General features: G+C 63.1%; 15 protein-coding genes. 7 read left to right on the forward strand and 8 right to left on the reverse strand.

From position 1 onward, the window contains the following. The first annotated feature begins 54 nt into the window (after window positions 1–54). From B5J99_RS00120 to B5J99_RS00130, 4 genes are all read left to right on the forward strand, one after another. Window positions 55–951, forward strand: a complete 897-nt coding sequence (locus tag B5J99_RS00120; RefSeq protein WP_245991692.1) for a phasin family protein — start codon at window positions 55–57, stop codon at window positions 949–951. A 223-nt stretch (window positions 952–1,174) separates the two neighbouring features. Beyond that, window positions 1,175–1,966, forward strand: a complete 792-nt coding sequence (locus tag B5J99_RS00125; protein ID WP_117351079.1) for a DNA adenine methylase — start codon at window positions 1,175–1,177, stop codon at window positions 1,964–1,966. Window positions 1,967–2,040: 74 nt separating this feature from the next. Next, window positions 2,041–2,481, forward strand: coding sequence for a hypothetical protein (locus B5J99_RS19435; protein WP_162892386.1), 441 nt, complete (start codon window positions 2,041–2,043; stop codon window positions 2,479–2,481). Beyond that, window positions 2,478–3,617 (forward strand): DGQHR domain-containing protein, encoded by a 1,140-nt coding sequence (locus B5J99_RS00130; RefSeq protein ID WP_117351080.1) that lies wholly within the window; start codon window positions 2,478–2,480, stop codon window positions 3,615–3,617. The genes B5J99_RS19435 and B5J99_RS00130 overlap by 4 nt, the downstream gene beginning before the upstream one ends. A gap of 194 nt (window positions 3,618–3,811) precedes the next feature. On the opposite strand, the gene B5J99_RS00135 is transcribed toward B5J99_RS00130, so the two are convergent. Next, entirely contained in the window at window positions 3,812–6,355 is a 2,544-nt protein-coding gene (locus B5J99_RS00135) for an ABC transporter permease (RefSeq protein ID WP_117351081.1), read from the reverse strand. Continuing rightward, entirely contained in the window at window positions 6,352–7,062 is a 711-nt protein-coding gene (locus tag B5J99_RS00140) for an ABC transporter ATP-binding protein (RefSeq protein WP_117351082.1), read from the reverse strand. The genes B5J99_RS00135 and B5J99_RS00140 overlap by 4 nt, the downstream gene beginning before the upstream one ends. 53 nt (window positions 7,063–7,115) lie before the next feature. Here B5J99_RS00140 and B5J99_RS00145 point away from each other — a divergent pair, with 53 nt between their 5' ends. The 3 genes from B5J99_RS00145 to B5J99_RS00155 all read left to right on the forward strand — a co-directional run bounded on the left by B5J99_RS00145 (window position 7,116) and on the right by B5J99_RS00155 (window position 11,672). Next, window positions 7,116–7,784, forward strand: coding sequence for an arylesterase (locus tag B5J99_RS00145; RefSeq protein WP_117351083.1), 669 nt, complete (start codon window positions 7,116–7,118; stop codon window positions 7,782–7,784). A gap of 148 nt (window positions 7,785–7,932) precedes the next feature. Then, window positions 7,933–10,611, forward strand: a complete 2,679-nt coding sequence (locus B5J99_RS00150; protein WP_117351084.1) for a TonB-dependent receptor — start codon at window positions 7,933–7,935, stop codon at window positions 10,609–10,611. A 14-nt stretch (window positions 10,612–10,625) separates the two neighbouring features. Then, the gene (locus B5J99_RS00155; RefSeq protein WP_117351085.1) at window positions 10,626–11,672 is read left to right on the forward strand and encodes a tyrosine-protein phosphatase; all 1,047 of its coding nucleotides are present in this window, start codon (window positions 10,626–10,628) and stop codon (window positions 11,670–11,672) included. Here B5J99_RS00155 and B5J99_RS00160 read toward each other — a convergent pair. The 6 genes from B5J99_RS00160 to B5J99_RS00185 all read right to left on the reverse strand — a co-directional run bounded on the left by B5J99_RS00160 (window position 11,626) and on the right by B5J99_RS00185 (window position 22,048). Then, the gene (locus tag B5J99_RS00160) at window positions 11,626–12,222 is read right to left on the reverse strand and encodes a DUF2239 family protein (RefSeq protein ID WP_117351086.1); all 597 of its coding nucleotides are present in this window, start codon (window positions 12,220–12,222) and stop codon (window positions 11,626–11,628) included. The two genes, B5J99_RS00155 and B5J99_RS00160, sit on opposite strands and share 47 nt — an antisense overlap. 126 nt (window positions 12,223–12,348) lie before the next feature. Further along, window positions 12,349–13,200 carry a universal stress protein gene (locus B5J99_RS00165; RefSeq protein WP_117351087.1) on the reverse strand — a complete coding sequence of 284 codons (852 nt, stop codon included), beginning with the start codon at window positions 13,198–13,200 and terminating at the stop codon, window positions 12,349–12,351. 125 nt (window positions 13,201–13,325) lie between these two features. Next, the gene (gene kynU, locus B5J99_RS00170) at window positions 13,326–14,567 is read right to left on the reverse strand and encodes a kynureninase (protein ID WP_245991693.1); all 1,242 of its coding nucleotides are present in this window, start codon (window positions 14,565–14,567) and stop codon (window positions 13,326–13,328) included. After that, window positions 14,564–15,481, reverse strand: coding sequence for an alpha/beta hydrolase family protein (locus B5J99_RS00175; RefSeq protein WP_245991694.1), 918 nt, complete (start codon window positions 15,479–15,481; stop codon window positions 14,564–14,566). Before B5J99_RS00175 ends, kynU begins: the two co-directional genes overlap by 4 nt. Window positions 15,482–15,566: 85 nt before the next feature. After that, complete coding sequence (locus B5J99_RS00180) at window positions 15,567–19,766, reverse strand: translocation/assembly module TamB domain-containing protein (protein WP_117351088.1); 4,200 nt, start codon at window positions 19,764–19,766, stop codon at window positions 15,567–15,569. Then, window positions 19,766–22,048: an autotransporter assembly complex protein TamA gene (locus B5J99_RS00185; RefSeq protein ID WP_117351089.1), complete on the reverse strand. Its 2,283-nt coding sequence runs from the start codon at window positions 22,046–22,048 to the stop codon at window positions 19,766–19,768. Before B5J99_RS00185 ends, B5J99_RS00180 begins: the two co-directional genes overlap by 1 nt. Between the last annotated feature and the right edge of the window lie 29 nt (window positions 22,049–22,077).

A 22,077-nucleotide genomic window follows, 5' to 3' on the forward strand; every position in this document is an offset into this window, starting at 1 on the left:
CTCGGATCACTATTGTGCAGTGCAGCATAACGCAGCAGATGAGTGAAACCGACCATGTCCGATCAGAGCAAGACGCCCTCCGCCCCGAATGCGGTCCCGGCCAATGCCGCTGCTGCAAGCGCTGCTCCCGCAGCTGCTCCGGTGGCCAAGGTTGAAGCGCCCAAGGTTCAGGCACCCAATGCCGAGCCCGTCAAGAAGGTGGAGCCTGCCAAGGCGATCGATACCGTGATCGCCAAGGCGCTGGCCCCCGCCGCAAAGCCCGCTGCTGCAGCAAAGGCCCCTGTGGCCGCGCCCGCAACAGCCAAGCCGCAAGCTGCAAAGCCCAAGGCAACCAAGATGGCCAAGCCTGCCGCGAAGACGGCTGCGCCCAAGGCCACGAAGCCGCTGGCAACCAAGCCCAAGGCCGCGCCAGCAAAGTCCGCAGTCGTCCCGTCTCCGGTTGCCGCCAAGGCCGCCGCTCCAGAGAAGAAGAAGGAATCCATCATGACCACCACCGAAACCATCACCGCCGAAACCAAGAAGGCCGCCGAAGCCATGACCGATCGCGTCAAGGCGCTGATGGGCGACATGTCGACCCGCGCCAAGGGCGCCTATGAAAAGGGCACCGAAATGGTTTCGCAGGCGACCGAATTCTCCAAGGGCAACGTTGAAGCCCTGGTCGAATCGGGCAAGATTGCCGCCAAGGGCGCACAGGAAATGGGCCAGACCTATGCCGAAGACACCAAGAAGGGCTTCGAGGAACTGACCGCCGCGCTCAAGGAAATGACCACCGTCAAGTCGCCGACCGAGTTCATCGAACTGCAGACCAAGCTGGTGAAGAAGAGCTTCGACACCGCGGTCGCCCAGACCTCGAAGAACAGCGAAGCGTTCCTGAAGCTGGCCGGCGACGTGTTCCAGCCGATCTCGAACCGCGTCAGCGTTGCTGTCGACAGCTTCAAGAAGGCTGCCTGACCCAAGAGCTTCCCACCGCCTTCAACGGCGGTCGGAAAACCACAAAAAGCCGCTCCGGGCAACCGGGGCGGTTTTTTTGTTGTGGTGCATATGGAGCGCTGCGAACATCACCCGCAAGCTGAGGAGAACCTACTCAGACACGAGTGCCCCATATAAACGACTTGCATCATCACATCGCGAGTGTAATTTCCAAATCTCGAGCTTTGAGTGAAAATGAGACATAATGAAGCCATTTATCAAATGGGCCGGCGGCAAACGGTGGCTAGCCGACCATGAGTTATTTAATAATCTAGCTTATACAGGAAAGTATTTAGAGCCTTTTTTTGGCGGGGGAGCTATGTACTTTCATCTAAAACCGGAAAGATCTATAGTTTCTGACGTTAACACTCGACTGATTGAAGCGTATAGAGCAGTCAGAAATGATCCCGAGATAGTTATAAGCCTTTTAAAAGATCATCAAATATTGCATTCTAAAGAATATTACTATAAAATTCGCAAGACATCATTTGACGATCTTAACCGACGCGCTGCACAATTTATCTATCTTAATAGAACGTGCTGGAACGGATTGTACCGCGAAAATCTGGCTGGCGAATTTAACGTTCCAATTGGTACAAAAAAATTGATTTTTGATCCTACGGAAGATTTTATCGCCATATCAAAACAGTTGAAAAAGTCAGAAATACTCAGCTGCGACTTTGAGCAAACCATAGATCTGGCCGAAGCCGGTGATTTTGTTTTCTGCGATCCGCCATATACTACTGCACACAATCTTAACGGCTTTGTGAAGTATAACCAGAATATTTTCAGTTGGAAGGATCAGGTTCGGTTACGTGATGCCGCAGTCCGAGCAATGCGACGTGGAGCAATTGTCGTAATCACAAACGCGGATCATCCCTCGCTGCATGAGTTGTATCAGGCTGCTGAAAAGATAGACACGATGGAAAGGGCGTCCGTGATAAGTGGGAAATCTACGGGTCGCGGTATGACTTCTGAAATATTGGTCACACTCTGATGTATTGGCTAAAGCAACTTATGTCGCATGGCGATGCTCACTGGCGAGCGTTTTGCGAGGTGGCGTGCGTGTGCTTGGCATCTTTTGTACCGTTGGGGGTAAGCCTATTTGCCCAAACCGCACGAACTGCAAACGGGACAGGTTCTATCTGGCCGACGCTAGATATGATGTTTGGCAAGGGACAGATGTACTTAATGGCCTACGCTTTGTTTGGTACGATATTTTGGCTAGCTTTTTGGAGCGGCGATAAGGAACCCCATAAAGCACGAAGAGCACTCGGCACTATTGCTCTTTTAGCCATCGCTCCCGTGGTAGGCGGGTTTGCAGTCGACCCCACGTTTTCAAATGTTACAAATACAAATGTGGTGGTTTTTGGTTATTATTTCTATGCAGTTTTCGCGGTTATATATTACCTTCTCTTATTTTATGTCGAAATTGACCCTCCAACGCCAAATGATGTTTTTAAGCGAGAAACTGGTACCCTGATCAATGAATACAAAAGGCTGGAAAAATGAGCAGAACCAAGCTCCAGCTTCAGTATCAAGAAATTCAACAGGAGATCGGGACTTTTTACTCGACAGTGATCTCCGCGCAAAAGTTATTAGAGATTTGCACCTTTGATTTCAGAAAAATTTCTGAAAATGACGGAATAAAAGAATTTCTTGGCATCCAAAGGCCACTAAAAATGGACCGAGTTCGAGAAATACAAAAGTTTATTCGGACTAGCGACGGTTGCTTTCCGACTTCGATAGTAATATCTGTTGACGAACGATGCGCAACTCTTATCCCAGAGTCCCATGAATTAGTTCTTCACTCCTATGAGGACGCCGTTGATGCCGAAATAGTTATTCCTTTTCGAGGTATAGCTACAATAATTGATGGTCAACATAGACTAAAAGCATTTGAGAATACCTCAATTGACTGGGGGCTGTCCGTCAATATTTTTGTCGGAATAGATGAAGGCACCCAGGCGAGCATTTTTTCTAAAGTTAATTTAGCGCAAACCAAGGTGAATAAAAGTCTTGTTTATGACCTGTTTGCGCTCGACAAAGGTCGTAGCCCAGAAAAGACGTGTCATGAGATCGTAGTCGCACTGAACAGTATTCCCGAAAGCCCGTTTTATGAACGGATCAAGCGGCTGGGTTCTGCCACAGATGGTATTTTTGGGGAGACACTATCGCAAGCAACCGTTGTGAAGGGTATATTACCGTATATTACAAAGGATCCGATGACGGACCGAGACATCGGCAAACGAATTGGAGTATTTCCGGATCGCGGAGCAGTTGATTTTGAACGACGGATATTTTACCCCTTCTTTCAGAAGACGACTGCGGATGCTGAAATACTAGCAATATTGATAAATTACTTTTCTGCCGTGCAAGATAGGTGGCCGATTGCGTGGAACAACACGGGAAAAGGAGCAATCCTTAGTAGAACAAATGGATTTAATGGGCTAATTAGATTTCTGAGGGATGTTTATTTAACAGAAACCAGCACTCCGGTGGTGATAAGCAAAGAAAGGTTTCATCGAGTATTTTCTCGGAGCACGTTGACAGACGAGCAGTTCAATCCAAATGTCTTTCCACCCGGCTCTAGTGGCGCTGCAGAGCTATACCGGCAGCTATGCGACACGACTGGTATCAAAGTGTGAATATTTTATAGAGGCGTTGGCTACGTTACTAATCGCAGATTTTACTCAGTCCAATGAAACCGCTGGGGGTTGGTGAATTTAGGGGACTTGGACGAAAGCCTGAATAGCTTATCTTCCCAGTAACTACCGAATGGTGTTCCATGACATTCCTTCCGGTGAAGCGATGATTGCGACAGTAAGGTTGACCTTCCCCCTCACAACTGCCGCAAAGCCTGCGCAGGCCTCGCCGCCAGCACCGGTAGCGATCCGGCCAGCCCCAGCCCCAATGTCAGCAGAGCGCCTCCGCCCAGAGTCGCCAGCACAACGCCCCAGTCGGGCTGCCAGCCGAAGCTGAAGATCTGCGTGATCACATACCAGGCAGCAGTCACCCCCAGTCCCAATGCGACCACCGCCAGCAGCGCGGCCAGCAACCCGTATTCCAGCGCCTGCGCGGACAATATCTGCCGACGCGTTGCGCCCAGCGTCTTGAGGATCACGCTGTCATAGATCCGCGCCTGGCGGCTGGCGGCGATCGCGCCGATTAGCACCGCTATCCCTGAAAGGATCGCGATCGATCCGGCGGCGGCGATGGCGGTGGCGATCTGGGTGAGGATCGTCGAGACCTGCCCGATGACATCGCGCACCTCGATCACCGTGGCCGAGCCGAAGCCCGCGAGCACCGCCTTGGACACCGCGCGCTCCTTGATGTCTGCGTCCGCCATGCCCTTGAGCGAGACGGTCGCGGCAAGGTTGTGCGGCGCATCCCTGAGCGTGTTGGGGCTGAACACCATCACATAATTGAAACCCATCGTGTCCCAGTTGATCTGGCGCAGCGAAGCGATTTTCGCGGTGAACTCGCGTCCGAGCAGGCTGACGGTGAGCATGTCGCCGACCTTGAGGTCGAGCGTCTGCGCCATCTCCTTGTCGACCGAAACCAGCGGCGGGCCGTCATAGCCCTTGGGCCACCATGTTCCCTCGATCAGTTCGGAGCCTTCGGGCAGCGTTTCGGCATAGGTGAGGCCGCGCTCGCCGCGCAGCACCCAGGCGTTGTCGGGGATATCCTTAAGGTCGGCGACGCGGATGTTCTTGTAGCCGGTGATCGTCCCGCGCAGCGAGGGTACGGTGTTGACCGCAGCGCCCGGAGCGGCGTTTTCGACCAGCTGGCGGAACTGATCCGCGCCCGTCACCGGGACATCGAGCACGAACAGATTGGGTGCCTCCTTGGGCACGTTGCGGGTGATCTCGTTGGTGAGGCTGGTCTGCATGCCCGCCAGGATCACGAACAATGTGAGTCCCAGCCCCAGGGCCACCACCAGTTGCCCGGTCTGCGCGCCGGGGCGGTGCAGGTTGGCGAGTGCCAGCCGCAAAAGCGGCGCCTTGGGGCGCGGCAGGCGCGAGGCCGTCCAGCGGATTGCCCAGCCGATGCCTGCGAGCATCAGCAGCACCCCGGTCGCCGCCGCCATGAACCAGGCAGAGAACACCGCCTCGCGCGCGGTGACCAGTGCGAGCAGCACGATCGCGGCAATGCCTGCACCCACCGCGATGAGCGTCGCACGGTCGGGCCAGCGGTTGCCCTCGACCAGCGAACGGAACAGCCCCGCCGCCGGAATGTGCCGCGCGCGCGCCAGCGGCGGCAACGCGAAGATGAACGCGATCAGCAGGCCGTACACTGAGCTGACCACCAAGGGCAGCGGGTGGATGGCAAAGCCGGGCTTCACCGGCAGGATGTCGCCTGCCGCCGCGATGATCGCAGGCGGGATCAGCGCGCCTGCCACAAGCCCGCCCAGAATGACCAGCGCCGAGACCGCGAGGATCTGCACCAGATAGATGCGCAGGATATCGCCCGAGCCCGCGCCCAGGATCTTGAGCGTGGCGATGCCCTGCCGCTTGGTGGCGAGGTAGGACGCAACGCCGTTGCCCACGCCGATCCCGGCGATCACCAGCGCCGCGAGCCCGACCAGCGAGAGGAACTGCCCCATCCGCTCGATAAAGCGCGAGGTGCCCGGCGCGCCGCGATCACGGTCGCGCATCTCGAGCCCGGCCTCGGGGAACTCGGCCTTGATCCGCTCGATCGATGCCACCGGATCGGCGAGAGGGCCGACCTTCACCCGGTATTTGGCCTCGTACATGCTGCCCGGCTGGATCAGCCCGGTGCGCTGGATGCCGAGGTCGGAAACAAGCGCGACGGGGCCGAGCGTGAAGCCCTCGCCCAGCCGGTCGGGCTCATCGGTGATGATGCCGCGGATGGTGAACTGCGCCTCGCCAAAGCGGATGGCGTCGCCGGGCTTGAGGTCGAGACGGTCGGCCAGCCCCGCGCCGATCACTGTGCTTTGCGGATCGAGCGGGCCATAGGTGCCCTGCTGCAGCGTCAGCGTGCCATAGAGCGGATAGTCATAGTCCACCCCCTTCAGCTCGGCGAGGATTGCATCGGGGCCGGCGCCCCCTCCGATATCCGGTGCGCGCGGGCCGGTGCGCTGCGCCATCGCCTGCATGCGCACGGTCTCGGACACGGTGCCTTCGCGCTCGAACGCAGCCAGTTCGGCTTCGCTCGCCATGCGCTGCGACATCGTAGCCTCGAAATCGCCGCCCAGGATCACCTGCCCGCGCTGCGACAGCTCGCCGGTGATCGAGGCGGTGAGGCTGCCGATGGTCGCCAATGTCGCGACGCCCAGGAACAGGCAGACGATCAGCAGGCGAAGGCCCCGGAAGCGCCCCGACAGGTCACGCCGCGCGATCCGCCAGATCTGCGCCCAGGTCATGCTGCTCCGCCGGCACGGTCTGCGATGATCAGCCCGTCGCGCATCTCGATGACGCGGTTGCAATGGGTCGCAAGGGCAGGATCATGCGTGATGATCAGCAGCGTTGCGCCGCTGGCGCGCTGGCGGCTGAACAGCAGGTCGATGATCGCCTCACCCGTCGCCCCGTCGAGGTTGCCGGTAGGCTCGTCGGCAAAGATGATGTCCGGGCCCGGCGCCATCGCGCGGGCAATCGCAACGCGCTGCTGCTCGCCGCCCGAGAGCTGGCTGGGGTAATGGGTGACGCGGTGGCCCAGCCCGACGGCTTCAAGCTCGCGCGCGGCTGTGCCGAACGGATCGTCGCGGCCTGCCAGCTCAAGCGGCACCGCAACGTTTTCCAGCGCGGTCATTGTCGGTAGCAGATGGAACGCCTGCAGCACTATGCCGATGCGTCCGCGCCGCGCCCTGGCAAGGCCATCCTCGTCCATCGGTCCGAAATCGAGCCCGGCCACGGTCACCTCGCCGCTGGTCGCGCGCTCCAGGCCCGACAGGATCGCCATCAGCGAGGACTTGCCCGATCCCGATGGACCCAGCAGCGCAACCGACTGGCCCAGCGGAATTTCCAGGTCGATGCCCTTCAATATCTGCGTCTGGTTGCCGCTTTCGCCCAGCGAGAGGGTGACATTGCGGGCGGCAATCGCAATATGGGTCCGCGTCGTTGGTGCGTGCATGAAATGAAAGGGCTTTCGCTTTGGGTCGGAACATCATCCTATATGGGGCAGCTTTGGCGCTTGTCTATTGCACTGCGGCATGTTCTGCGTCGTCGGACGAAGCCGCACCGTCGCCTGTCGAAAGCGCCGAGGCACCTGCCACCCCTGCGGCGCTTGCCGCGGACACGAGGCTGGTGATGGCATTCGGCGACAGCCTGTATGCCGGATATGGCGTCAAGCAGGACGAAAGCTTCCCCGCGCAGCTCGAAAAGGCCTTGTCCGCCAAGGGCCTGAAGGTCTCGGTCCGCAATGCCGGCGTCTCGGGCGACACCACGGCGGCGGGATTGCAGCGGCTGGCGTTCGCGCTCGATGGCCTGCCGCGCAAGCCCGATCTCGTGATCCTGGGCCTTGGGGGCAACGACATGCTGCGCGGGATCAGCCCCGATCAGACGCGAAGCAACCTGGATGCGATGCTCAAGGAACTGCAGAAGCGCGATATCGAGGTTGTGCTGACCGGCATGATCGCCGCGCCCAATCTGGGCCAGGACTATGCAGGGCAGTTCAACCCGATCTTCAGCACGCTTGCACAGCAATATGATGCCGAGCTGTATCCGTTTTTCCTCGACGGGGTGATCACCGATCCCAAGCTGATGCTCCCCGACGGCATCCATCCCAATCCGCAGGGTATCGCCAGGGTTGTCAATCAAATCAGCGACATGGTCGCGGCGGAGCTCAAAGACTGATTTTGTTCGTGTCACGGGTGTGACGGAATGAGTTCAAAATGACGACAGTTTTGCGCGTATCCCAGCAGATTCGTTCATCTGAACGCCGCCATGGAGTCATGCCCGGCAACTAGCTGCCCCCTCGAATTGACAACGAGGGGGTTGCGTCATGATTCTTGCCACACGTTCCGGTGCGCTGCTGCGCTGTTCGATCTCTGTCCTTGCCATGGCAGCAGCGGCGACCGCCATGCCTGTCATGGCGCAAACCGCGCAGGCTGGCGATGAGGCAGAGACCGAGGGCGAGATCATCGTCCAGGGTGCGATCATCACAGCGCAGGGCGAATCGATCGCGCAGAAGCGCAACGCCGACAATCTGATCGACATCTCGGCAGCGGACTCGGTCGGCCGTTTCCCCGACCAGAACAGCGCGGCCGCGCTCTCGCGGCTGCCCGCCGTCGCGGTGCAGCGCGACCAGGGCCAGGAACGCTATATCCAGGTGCGCGGCGCGCCCAACCGCTGGACCTCGGTCAGCATCGACGGCATCCCGATGATAGGCGCGGACGAAGGCGGTCTCACCCGCGCCTATCGCTTCGATGCGGTCCCCGCAGTGATCCTGAGCGCGCTGGCGATCAACAAGTCGCTCACCCCCAATCTCCAGGCAGAGGCGATCGTCGCCAATATCGACCTGCGCACCTTCTCGCCGCTGGCGGGCAAGACCGGTTTCCATGTGCAGGGCGATGTCGGCTATGGCTTGATGGAACTGGGCGAAGGCGACCAGCGCCAGGGTTCGTTGCGCGTGTCGTACTCCGACGGCACATTCGGCATTGTGGCGGGCGCATCGCATTACCGCCGCGAGCAGGTGACGGACAACCGCGAGGTCGGGCTGTATGACGAACCCAGCGGCCCCACCGACACCCAGTTCGGCCCGACCGAGATCGACATCCGCCAATATCGCCTGGTGCGCGAGAACAACGGGCTGTTTGCCGGTATCGAATATTCTCCGCAAGAAGGGCAGAAGATCTACGCCAAGTCGATCTACACCGAATTCAAGGACGACGAGCAGCGCGACCAGTACGAGATCCGGCTTGACCGCGCGATTTCGGGTACGCGCAATCTTTCGGGCGGCGATCTGGTGCGCGTCCCCGTGCGCGCCTCGTTCAACCTGGGCAATTATCGCACCCGCAACTTCATCAACACCATCGGCGGCGATTACGAGGAAGACGGCTGGAAGGTGAACTTCGCGGCGAACTACACCCGCACCGAGAACACCACCTTTCTGCCTTTGGTCCAGGCGAGCACCGCGACGGCCACCTCGCCTTCGGTCAACTATGATTTCAGCCGCCCCAACTTCCCCATCGTCCGGCTGTTCCAGACCGTCCCGGGCGCGACGGCAGGCAGCTTCGTGCGCGGCCCGGCGCTGGCCAATTTCGACCAGACCACCCTCATCAACGCCAACACCGCGCCTGCCGTACTGATCCCGATCGTGCAGGATGTCTTCACCGACAGCTACACGGTAAAGATCGATGTGGCCAAGGAACTGGGCGACGTGACGCTGACCGGCGGTTTCCTGTATGCCGATCGCGATATCAGCGGCTTCCTGTTTTCGACCTCGAACGCGCTGGTGCTGTCACCTGCCGCGCTGGCGGGAACCGGGCTCAGCTTCAATCCGGCGAGCTATATCACCAACACGGCCTGGGACACCGGTTTCCCGCTCGGGCTGACGTTCAATTATGTCGACAACACCCGGATGCGCGCTGATTTCGACAACATCTTCGCGACGCTCCAGCGCCAGGGCCGCTTCAACCCCGCCAACAACGTGCCTGCCGAAAACCGCTTCGCGCTGACCGAAAAGACGCTGACCGGTTATGGCATGGCCAAATGGGTGTTCGGCAGCGGGCAGGTGATCGCGGGTGCGCGGGTCGAGCATTTCAAGCTGACCAACCAGGGCCAGGCCCGGCTCGCCAACGGCACGCTGGTCCCGCTGTCGGAGCCGCAGGAATACACCGACATCTTCCCGAGCATCAACGCGCGCTTCGATGTCACCGACAATCTGGTGGTCCGGCTCGCCGGGCAGCGGGGCATCGCCAGGCCAAGTTTCGGCGAAATCCGCGTGGGCTCGGCGATCAATGACACCAACAGCCCGGGCACGATCAGCGGTGGCAATCCCACGCTGCAGCCCGAATACACCTGGGGCGTCGATGCCAGCGTGGAATATTACATTCCCGGCCAGGGTATCCTGTCGATTGCCGGCTTCCACCGCTGGGTCGACAATGTGCTGTTCTCCAACACACAGATCGTGGGCACCGATGCGTTCAACTCGGGCGGCGTCAACCGGTCGGGCTATCTGCTCAGCTCGAGTTTCAACGGCAACAGCGGTGAACTCTACGGCGTGGAGTTCAACTACCAGCAACAGTTCACCTTCCTGCCCTCGCCGCTCGACGGCTTCGGCTTCCAGGGCAACCTGACGCTGATCGAAGGCAGCTTCGATACCGACTTTAGGCAGAATATCGGCTTTCCCGGCACGTCGGACACCATCATCAACGCCTCGCTCTATTACGAGAAATACGGGCTTTCGGTGCGCGCAAGCTACCAATGGCGCAGCGACTATCTGGAATCGCTGTCGATCGGTACCGGCGGCGGGGTGGCGACCGGGGACGAGTTCCGTGGCGGCTATACCAATGTCGATGTCGCGATCCGCTATGACATAACCCCCAACATCAGCGTGTTTGCGGATCTCAACAACCTGACCGATGCAAAGTATACCGCGTTCCTGGGCACACGCGCCCGCCCGACCGAGGTCGAACAGATCGGCCGCCGCTACCTCGCCGGCATTCGCTTCGGCTTCTGACAGGAGATCATTCGATGCGCTTCAAAGCCTCCCTCGCGCTGGTCCTGCTGACCGGCACCGCCCCTGCCCTCGCGGTCGATACCGTGATGGTCAGCCGCATCGATGCCGAACGCGTCAAGGTCAGCTGGAACGACAGCGATGCCGTCGACATCATCGTCACCGACACGCCGGTGGCGGCAGGGGCGGCCATTCCGGTGGTCAAGGCCAGCCGCAAGCGGGAAGCGGTGGTCGCCATGCCTGCGAACAAGCGCCAGTTCGTCGTGCTGCGCGATGGCGGCGATGGCTCGCTGACGCTGGCGGCGGAGCGCGAGCTGCCGCTGGCCAAAGGATCGAACTTCCGTGATCTGGGCGGGTACAAGGGCGCAGGCGGCAAGACGGTGCGCTGGGGCAAGGTGTTCCGTTCGGGCGCGCTGCCGCTGCTCACCGACGAGGACTACACGCTGCTCGGCGGGTTGAACCTCGGCACCATCGTCGATCTGCGCTCGCTCGAGGAGCGCGAGGTGGCCGCCACCCAGCTCGACGACCGCACCGGCGCGCTGTTCATTTCCAACGATTATTCGCTCAAACCCCTCATGGCCAATATGGGCAGCATGAAGGGCGAATATGTCTACACCGGCATGGAAAAGCTTCTCGCCCCCCAGTACCGATCTTTGTTCAAGCGGCTGCTCGCCGACGATGGCGCGGTGATGTACCATTGCTCCGCCGGGCAGGACCGCACCGGCATAGCCTCGGCGCTGATCCTCAGCGCGCTGGGCGTCGACCGCGAGACGATCCTGGCGGACTATCACCTTTCGACCCAGCTGCGCCGCCCGCAGAACGAGATGCCGCCGATCGATCCGGCGAACTTTCCGAACAACCCGATCGTGCAATACTACGCTGCCGCCGCCAAGAAGCCCGGCGGGGTCAAGGCCGAGCCGCTCTACTCCGCCTCGGGCAAATCGCACCTGGCGCAGTTCTTCGAGGTGATCGACCGCGATTATGGCGGGGTCGAGGGCTACCTCGCGACGCTGGGGATCACCGCGGTGGATGTTGCCCGGCTGCGGTCGCTGTATCTGGACTAGCCGGGCGAAACCGAGGCGTTGACGGCAAGGCGGCAGGGTCTGTCCTGGGTTCATTCGGGGCATGTCCGAGCAATGTGCCGGCATAGCGCGCCATATCCTGTGGCCATTGCTGGAGTATGGCCGTGAGATCATCCTCTCGCCCCGCATACAGGGCACGCAATGCCTCTTCGTAACCCGGCATGTCGCCACACGCGGCCTGCATGAAACGATAGGCGGCATCGCGGCGCTGGCGCTCTGTCTGCCCCTTGCCGCGCGCTTCCTCCACCAGGCGTCTGAGCGCCGCTGAGGCACCGCCTGGCTGCAGTGACAACCATTCCCAATGACGCGGCAGAAGCGTTACTTCGCGCGCTTTGACGCCAAGCTTGGGTCGACCGGCGCCCTGCGCCGTGACGGACCGGTAATCGAGATCCGTGATCCGACCGGTCTCATCTTCAAACACCATCACCGCGCCGTCGTGGAGGTGAAGGCTGTCGCGGACAGCCCTCGCCACTTCGTCGCGGTCGCCTGCAGCAATCGCCTTGCCGCCAAGAAAAGCCGTATAACCAGACATGCCGTAAATCTCCCTGGGATTCACAGCCTATTATATCCGGGTAAAACTCGAGTCAATACTATCCGGGTAAAATTACCGATGCCTGCCTTGGGCGGCCGGCTGATCCGCAATGGCAGGCGGACCGCCTCACCTGAACAGCAGCACCGACATCTGGCCCGACCGGATCATCTGCGTCGTGGTGCTGCCCACCAGCATGTTGCGAAGAGGGCTGTGGCCATAGGCGCCCATCACGAACATATCGATCGCGCGCTCTCTTGCCAGCTGCTGCAGCACGCCATCGGGCGCGCCCTCGCGCTGGATCGCCTTGACCCCGGTGCGCCCGGTGAACTGGGTCTGGGCCCAGTCGATATGCGCCGCGTTCCTGTCTGTATATCCGCCGACCAGCACGATATCGATATCCAGCCCGCCAAACAGCGGCGAGGTGGAGACGTATTCGAGCGCCTTGCGGCTTGATGGGCCGCCGTCAAAGGCGATGGCGATGCGCTGCGGCTGCTTAAAGACGCGGGTCGCGACCAGCACCGGCTTCTGGCTCTGACGCACCACCCGTTCCACCTTGCTGCCCAGATGACCCTTGGCGAAATTGGCCTGCGCGCCGCGCTTGCCGATGATCACGATGTCGCTGAACACCTCGCGCTCGACGATCGTCTCGACGATCCCGCCTTCGCGCTGCGTGGTCTCGACCTCGGAAATGCCCAGCGCGCGCAACTGCTCGATCGCCGCCTGCAGCAGCAGCTCCCCCTGGCGCTCGGCCAGCTGGCCCTCGGCCACCTTCAGCGAGAGGATTTCGTCGAGCAGACCTGGCTTGCTGGCCAGGTCCATGGTTTCGCCCAGCTCCTGGCGGACCTCCTCGGTGGCGTTGCGCTGGATGACATGGAGCAGCTCCACCGTGGCACCGAGCCGCTGGGCAGCCCAGGCAGCGTGCTCACACACGGTCTGCGAATAATGCGATACATCCAGACAAGCCAGAAGGCGCTTCATGTCTCTCTCCCGTTAGGTGCTTTGCCGTTATCGGCCAGCCCTGCGACTATGGGCCATGCGTCGTTGCGGCGTCATGGCCCGCCTGTTGTACAACGTTCAGGTTCGCATGATGGTTTCAGCTTGCCTCAGGTTACCTTGGTTTTGGCCATGTATTCGCTGCGCTGCCAGCGGCCATCGTCCATGATCGCGGCCAGCCGGTCAACCGCATGCCAGATGTCGGCAAAGCCCAGATAGAGCGGGGTCAGCCCCAGCCGCAGCACATCGGGGGTGCGAAAATCGCCGATCACGCCCGCCTCGATCAGCGCGCGATTGATCGGCCAGGCATGCGGATGGGCAAAACTCGCATGGCTGCCGCGCAGATCCGCGCGCGGCGGCGTGATCGGCGCCAGATCGGGGCAGCGCGCGGCCATCAGCTGCGCAAGGAAATCGAACAGCACCTGCGACTTGTGCCACAGTGCCGCGTCATCGGCCTCGACCATCAGATCGACCCCGCCTTCCAGCGCGAGCAGCGACAGCATCGGCGGCGTTCCGGCAAGGAACCGTTCGATGCCGGGCGCAGGCGTGTAGCCATCGGTCATCGCGAAGGGCTCGGCGTGCCCCATCCAGCCCTGGATCGGTGAACCCAGAAACTCCAGCGCCTCGCCCGCGACGTACACGAACCCCGGCGCGCCCGGGCCGCCATTGAGGTACTTGTAGCCGCAGCCCACCGCAAAGCGCGCGGCATCGCCGCCCATGTCGAGTGGAACCGCACCGACCGAGTGCGACAAATCCCAGATCAGCGGCACATTGTGGGCATCGGCCAGCGCCTGCACGCCCGCCATGTCGAAGCGCTCGCCGGTCTTGTAATGGACATGGGTAAGCACGATCAGCGCGGTGTCTGGCCCGATGCGATCGGCGATCTGCTCGCGCGGCACTGCGTCCAGGCTCAACCCATGCTGCCTTGCGACCCCTGCCGCGACATGCAGATCGGTCGGGAAATTGCCGCTTTCGGTGAGGATCGTCCTGCCCTGTCCGGGGTGCGAGGCGAGCAGCGCGAGCATCAGCTTGTACAGGTTCACCGTCACCGAATCGCACACCACCACCTCACCGGGGGCGGCGCGGATCAGCTGGGCGATCTTGTCGCCGATGCGGCGCGGCGCACCGATCCAGTCGGCATCGTTCCAGCTGCGGATCAGCCCCTCGCCCCATTGGCGTTCGGTGGCATCGCGCATCAGGACCGCCGTCGACTTGGGCAACGCGCCCAGCGAATTGCCGTCGAGATAGATCACGCCTTGCGGCAGCGTGAACCGGTCGCGCCACGCCCGCAAAGGGTCGGCGGCATCACGGGCCTGGGCTTCGGAAAGCGAGGGGTATTCAGTGCTCATCATTGTCCCAACAGTTGCTTGATCCGCGCCTTTTGCGCAGCCCAGCTGCGGCTGCTCGGCGCGATCAGTTCGACATGGCCTTCGGGCCCATGGATCTGGGTTTCCACCGCCACGCCGCGCTTTGCCATGTCGGCAGCATAGCTTTGCGCGTACTCGGGCGGCGCGATACGGTCCTTGTCGGTGTGAAACTGGATCTGCCGCGCCTTGCTCACCGGCATTTCGGGTGGCGAGGTCAGCGCGAACGCATCGCCCGCCATCTTCGTCGGAGCATCGGTGCCGCAGGCATGGCCCTCGCGCTTCATCGCGGCGCGCAGATCGGCGATCCCCGCCTGGCTGATTGCCGCGTCGATGCGCAGCGGCGTGCTCCCACGCAGCGGTTCGTTCGCAGGCAGCGCCTGACGCGCCGCCAGCCACAGCGCCAGATGGCCGCCCGCCGAATGGCCGATGGCGACCGTGTTCGTAAGGTCGAGGTTCAGCGCCTTGGCTTGGCCGGCGAGCAGATCCGCCGCCGCGCCGACATCCTGATAGGTGCCGGGATAGCCGCCGCCCCGGTCGACCCCGCGATATTCGATGTTCCACACCGCGATGCCGTCTTTGCGCAGATCATCGGCGATGTAGTTCATGATGTCGCGGGTTGCGATTTCGGTCTGCCAGCAGCCGCCGTGGATCATCACCACGACAGGATGCGGCCCTTTGTCCTTGGGCAGCCAGACATCGACCAGCTGTAGCGGGTCGGCGCCATAGGTCAGCGTGCGGTCGGCCGCCGGACGCGGCTGGTCGAGCAGATCGGGCCATTGCATGATCGGCTTGTCTTCGCCCGCTCCGGTCAGCATGGCCGCCACCGACGTGCCATCGGCGAGCCTGATGCCGAGCAGCACCAGCGCCAGCGCGATAGCCCCCCATTTGATCGTCTGCACACCGCTTCCTCTCCGGTCGTTGTTCTGCCTGGCACCCATGCCCGCTCAGGCCGAGCCGAGGTGGTACGGCTGGGCAATGCCCGCCTCAATAATCCTTCGATATCCGCACATTGGCGCTTTGGCGACCGATAGTCGAGATCGACGACAGCAAGGACAGCCAGCGCGTGATCTGGAACTCCACCTGCGTCGCCGAATAGCCGCGCCCATCGGTGACGATCTCGACATAGGTGTTGCGGGTGATGTACTTGCCCGCCGCGATGCTGGTGCCCTGCCCAAGCGTCTGGTTGCCCTCGACGATGCGCAGCCGGTCGAGCCCGATCGCCCCGCGCAGCGCGTTGATCGGGTCGAGCCCGCCGCCACCGCGCAGCGAGGCCAGAGCTGCGGCCAGCTGCACCGCTTCCGGCGCGGAGATATCGGTGATCGACGACCCGAAAAGCAGCCGCGCGAGCAGCTCGTCCTCGGGCAGCGCGGGCGTGCTGGTGAAGCTGATCTCCGGCGCCAGACCCGTGCCGCGGACGTTGATCGTGGCGTTGAGATCGGTGAGATTGGCCGAGGCTGCGATGTCGAGCGAGGGATTGGGCGGGGTTTCGCCGCGGAAATTTATCCGCCCGCGCACCAGATCAAACTCGCGCCCGGCAAACTCATATTCGCCGCGCACCAGATCGGCCTGGCCGGTGATCCGCGGCGCATCGATCGTTCCGGTGAGCGTGACATTGGCGCCCCATTCGCTGTTGAGCCCGAGCCCAGTGACGGTGAACTGGTTGGTCGCGCGTGCCTTGACATCGTAGCGCCAGATCGCGGGGCGCTGGCGGCGCGGTGCCTCGTCGGCGCGGCGGTTGATCTCGCGCACGTTGATCACTGGCAGCGCCTGCGCCGCGTTGAACTGGCCGAGGCGGAAGCGGCCGCGGTTGAGCACGACATCCCCGCCAAGCGTTCCCGATGTGCCGCTCGACGAGATGGTGAGCGGCCCGGTGACGGTCGCGCCGAAATCGTCGCGGTTGACCAATTGCGCGTTCTTCGCATTGGCCCGCATCTCGACCGCCACGCCCTGCGAGGGCGAGGCGAACAGCCCGCCATAATCGACATAGCCCGATCCCGATATCGTGCCGTTAGGCCCCGCCTTGCCGCTGAAGCTGGAGAAGGTCAGCCGCGACCCGTTGAACTGCCCGCGCGAGGCGATGTCGGTGATCACCGTGCCAGCGACTCCGCTTTCCAGCCGCGCGGTGCGCGTCGCAAGCACGCCGTTTATCCGCGGATCGAGCAGGCTGCCCGAAAGGTCGGCAGCCACGCCGACCTGGCCGGTGACATCGAACGCCTCGATCCCCAGCAGCCGCCACAGCGAATCTGCCGGGCCGTTGAAGCGCAATTGCCCCGCAAGCGTGCCGCGCTGCAATCGCCCGAACAGATCGAACCCGGCGGGCAGGCCGCTGATCCGGGCCTGCGCGCGGCCGACGGTCTTGTCCTGCTCGGCAATCACCGCGCGCATCGCGAGGGCATCGGCCGTCAGCGCCAGATTGGCCGAGATATCGACCGGGCGCGAGTTTGCGATCAGGCCGGTGCGGGTGATGTTGTCGAGCTTGAGGCTGGCCTTGCCCGTCGGCACCCCGCCTTCGGCCTGGCGATAATTGAGCGTGCCCGAGGCATTGCCGCCGAAGCCGAGCTCGCGAACCGCGACATCGAACAGCGCCATCGGCACCGTGTTGAACTGCGCGGTGACATCGGTCAGCCCGCCGCCTATGCGGCCCTGCGCGCCGATCCGTCCGCGTCCGACGCGCAGCACCGCCGGTGCCAGCCGCCAGCCGCCATCGTCGAGCTTGCTTAGCCGCGCCGGGCGCATCAGACGCAGCCGCCGGTTGCCATATTGGCCGTTGCCCGCGATCACCAGGGCATCGCGGGCTACTTGAACGCTCGTCTGCAGATCGAAGTTGCTGCCGCGCTTGCCCGTCATCGATGCAGTGACCTTGCCTTCGCCGTTCACCAGATTGGCATTCGCCGCCAGCCGCCCGATGAACAGCGGACCGCGTCCGATGCCCTGCGCACGGATCGAACCGGTGACCGTGTTACGGCCCTCGGCGATCAGCGCGTCGATTTCGACCGAACCCCGGTTGATGGTGATCGGCACATCGCCGTCGAACCGTGCATTGGCGAGATCGAGCAGCGCCTTGACCCCCTGCCCCTGCGCGCGCGGATCGAGCGTGACATTGCCGGTGATACCGCCCCCGGACACGGTGAGCGCGCCCTCGATCCCGGCGCGGGTCGCGAAGATATCCCCCGCAAATAGCGCCTGCGACACGGTGAAGCGCTCGATCTCGATCAGCGTGCGCCCGGCCTCGCGCGCGTAGATCCGCGTTGCGCCTTCGAGCGGACCCAGCGTGGACTGGCCAGTCACGTCGACCGAAAAGCCATCGGGCACGGTGCCCAGCGCGAGCCGCAGTTCGCGCACCCCCAGCGCCGGCAGCGGCTCGTCGAGCGTAAGCACCGCGCGGGTGTCTCCCCGGATCGAATCCGCGCTGACATCGAGCGGGCCGTAATCGCGGTGACGTCCGCTGGCGCGCAACACGATGCGGCCATCACTCTCCACCCGTCCGCCGCCCTGCAGCGCGAGCTTCTCTGCCGCAAGGCTGGCATCACGCAGCACGAGGGGCTGGCCCGCGCCGTAGCTAAACTTGGCTGCAAAGCGCGGAGCAGGGCCGATCAGCGTCACTACCGTCTCGTTGACCACACGGCGCATCAGCACGCGAACATCGCCCAGCATGTCCCAGCCCGCACCGCCGCCAAAGGCGAGGCGGACATTGGCATCGATATCGGCATCGCCGACATTCTCGACCCCGAAAGCGGGCAGCCGGACATCGGCGACCGCCAGATAGCGCCCGCGCTGAGCGCTGCCCGAAAGCTGGACCAGAGCGGTGAAGGCGCGGCTGGCGAGCCGGATCGGATCGCTGCTCAATTGCCCCTCGCGCATCCGCACGACACCTTCGCCAGCCAGCCCGCTGGCCAGCCGGTCGCCATAGGCATTGCCGGTGACGACGCGCGTTGCGCTGACCTTGACCGGAATCGTGAAGTCGCTGCCCGTGCGGGTCAGCGTCCCTTCCGCGCGCACCGTATCGGCGCTGAGCCCCGCCAGCGCCAGCCGGTCGGCGGTCAGCCGATAGGGCGCAGCAAGATCGGTGAATGCACCGTCAAGCGTGATCGCGCCGCGCAGGTTGCGCGCCTCCAGCCCGGGAGCGAGCAGCTGCGGCCGTGTCAGCAGCGCCACGAGTTCGAGCCCGTCGAAGCGGTTTTCGCCCAGATCGATCGCCCCTTCGGCGTTGAGCGTGCCCGCCTGCGCCGCGAGCGCCAGCGTGCCCGAAAGCACCCGGGCATCGAGCGTGCCATTCGCCGACAGGCCCACCGCCGGACCCAGCGCGCGTGCCATCTGCGTGCCGATCAGCGGCGCGGGACGGACATAGCCCGTCATCCGCACATTGCCCTCGCGCTGGTTGATGTCGATCGCGGCGAGTTCGCCGGGGCCCAATGTTACAGCGAGCTTGCCCTGCCAGAAATCCCAGTCGCCGCGGCCCTTGATGGAGGCGGTCAGATCCTGGTTCATCCCGGCGATCGCAGCGATCGCGCCGTTGGCTGGCGCGGTGACATCGGCATCGATCATCAGCCGGTTCTGGTCTGGCATCGCATCGAGAGTGACCGCTAGCCGGTCGGTGCCGTCGGTCAGCGCCGCGCGCGCATCGACCAGCACCCGGCCCGAGCGGATATCGACCTTGCCGGCGATGTTTCCGACCCGGCGCGCACCGGCGATGCCTTGCCGGATGACAAAGCCATCGGCGCGCAGCCGATCGATGCGGATATCGAATGCCGGCAGCAGCGGATCGTCGGGATCGCCGGGGTTGAGCACGGGCAGGCTGCGCAGTTCGCCGCGCCGGATGACGAGATCGCGGATGTCCAGCCGGTTGGCGAGGAAGCGCAGCGGCCGCCAGTCGAGATCGACGGTCGAAGCGGTGAGGAACACGCGTTTGGTATCGTACACCTCGACCCCGCGCAGCACCGCCTTGCCATAGATCGACCCATCGATCCGCGCGACGCGCAGCTTGAGCCCGGACTTGAGCTGATAGCCCGCCAGCTGCTCCGCAATGAATCGGCGCCCCGGCCCGGTATCGAGCGCGAGCACCAGCGCCCCGATCGCGACCGCCAGCCCGAGCACGGTGAGCAAAAGCCCGCGCACCCAGCGCACCGGCCTGCGCGGTGTGGGCGCATCCACGGCGTCGGGCGGGGTGATCGGCTCCTCTGCCATCAGAACGCCTGCCCCAGCGAGATATAGACGCCGATCCGGCTGTCGCCCGTCTGGCGGTTGAGCGGCGTTGCGACATCTATGCGCAGCGGACCGAAGCTGCTGTAATAGCGCACGCCGATGCCCGCCCCATAGCGCAGCCCGCTGAAATCGGGGACGCTGTTGGCGTAGACATTGCCCGCATCGAAGAACGGCACCACCCCGAAATCGCCGAACCGCACCCGCGCCTCGAGCGAGAACTCGGCAAGGCCGTTGCCCCCGATGGGATCGTCATTGCCATCGCGCGGGCCGATCCGCTGGAAGCCGTAGCCGCGCACCGATCCGCCGCCGCCCGCATAGAAGCGCCGCGAAGGCGCGATGTCGAAACGGTCGGCTCCAAAGGTGCTGCCCAGCCGCACCCGGCCCGCCATCACGATCCTGTCCGACACCGGCTGGTAATAGCTGCCGTCGAGCTGAATCCGCACATAGCCCTGGCTGCCCGATTGCAGCGAATATTCGGGCGACACGCGCCCGCCTAGCCGGAAACCCTTGCCCGGATCGAGCAGATCGTCGCTGCCGTCATAGGTCAAGGATGTCGGCAGCGCGGCGATGAAGAAAGTCCGGCGGCTGCCGCCGACGATGCGCGAGCGGCCATCGCGTTCATCGGTCAGCACCAGCTCGCCCCCCACTGACCAGGTCCATTTCTTCTGGAAGATCAGGTTGGTCTGCCGTTCGAGCGAGGCCGAGACGAGGAAGGTGCGCGCCTCGAAGGCATCGCGGTTGATGTTGCTCGCCAGCACCTGCGCGGTCAGCACGCGGTCGCGGGTCATGAAATTGTTGCGGCGATAGACCAGGTTGATCAGCTGTTCCTGCGTGCCGCCCACCGCGCGGGCGCGCACCAGGCCTTCGGGCGGGAAGAAGTTGCGATGCTCCCAGCTGACCTCGGCGCGATAGCCTTCCCCCGTGCCATAGCCGACCGCACCCGCAATGGTACGCAGCGGCGCTGCCACGGTATCGACCGCGATGTCGACGGTGCCGGGTTCGGTCCCTGCAGGCGGTGTCGCGGCTACGGGGGTCAGCGTGATCGTAGAGACCAGCCCGGTTGCCAGGATCGCGCGGCGCAGATCGTCGACATCGGAGGCCTGGAAGATATCGCCGCGGTCGAAGCGCGCGATCCGCTGAAGATGGCGTGATCCGAACAGGTCATCATCGTCGGTGACGATACCGCCAAAGCGATACTGCCCGCCGGGCTTGACTGCCAGGGTCAGCGCGCCGCTGCGCTGGTCGTGGTCGACCAGCAGATCGGGCTCGCCGGTTTCGGCAAAGGGAAAGCCCGTTTCGAGCAACCCGGTCAGCAGCGCCAGTCGTCCTGCGACGATGGTGTCGGAATTGGCGGGGTCCCCCACCTTCATGCCGAAGGCTGCGCGCATCGCGGGCACATCGACGCCAACAGCATCGAGCCCCGCCAGATCGATCGCGCTCAGCGTGTAGAGCGGCCCTGCGGTGATATCGAAGGTCAGCGCGACCCTCTCTTGCCCCTCGATCCGCGCAACCGAATTGCGGACATCGGCATCGTAAAAGCCATAGACATGGAGCATGGTGTCGAGCAGATCGCGGTCGTCGCGCGCGCGGCGGTTGACCTGCGCGAGGTTGGCGTCGTCGTCCGCCAGCCGTTCGAGCGTCGAGAGCGCGCGGAAGCGGCTGGTGAACGCACCCTGGTCGAGCGCCTTCAGATCCTCGGACGGCACGAAGTTGACCACCACCTGATAGCGCACATCGCCATCGTCGATCTCGCGCAGCGCCTGCCGTTCTGCGCGGCGCTGCTCGCGCTCTGCCTGGCGCTCGGCGCGGCGGTCGGCGGCGGAATCCGCGCCATCGCCTGGGGCATCTGCCAAGTCTTCTGCAGCCGGCAGCGCCGATGCCACAAGGCCATCGCGGACATCGTCGGCACCGGTCGCGACGCTGTCGGGATTGGCGCTGTCGGATGCATCGGCGGCCTGGGTTTCTGAAGGCAGCGTGTCTTCCACCGCAAATTCGCCCGGCCAGGGCGGCACATCGCCGCCATCGGGCCATTCGACCTCCATGCCGGGAAGCTGGTCCAACGGGGCAAGCGGATCGATCCCCAGCGGGTCATCGAGCTGCGGCGGCGGGGCTGGCTCAGCTGGCAGATCGGGCGCGGCGGCTTCCGCAGCGGCGGGGTCGGCGGCTGCGGCCTGTGCGCGCGCGGATTGCGGCATCGCGGTGCCGGCGGCCAGCAAAGCCAGTGTCCAGGCCGTTGCCAGGCAAGCGCGATCAGCCAGACTCATCAACCCTAATTGCTTTCAACGCGTACGGG

Source organism: Blastomonas fulva, assembly GCF_003431825.1.
GTDB lineage: Bacteria > Pseudomonadota > Alphaproteobacteria > Sphingomonadales > Sphingomonadaceae > Blastomonas > Blastomonas fulva.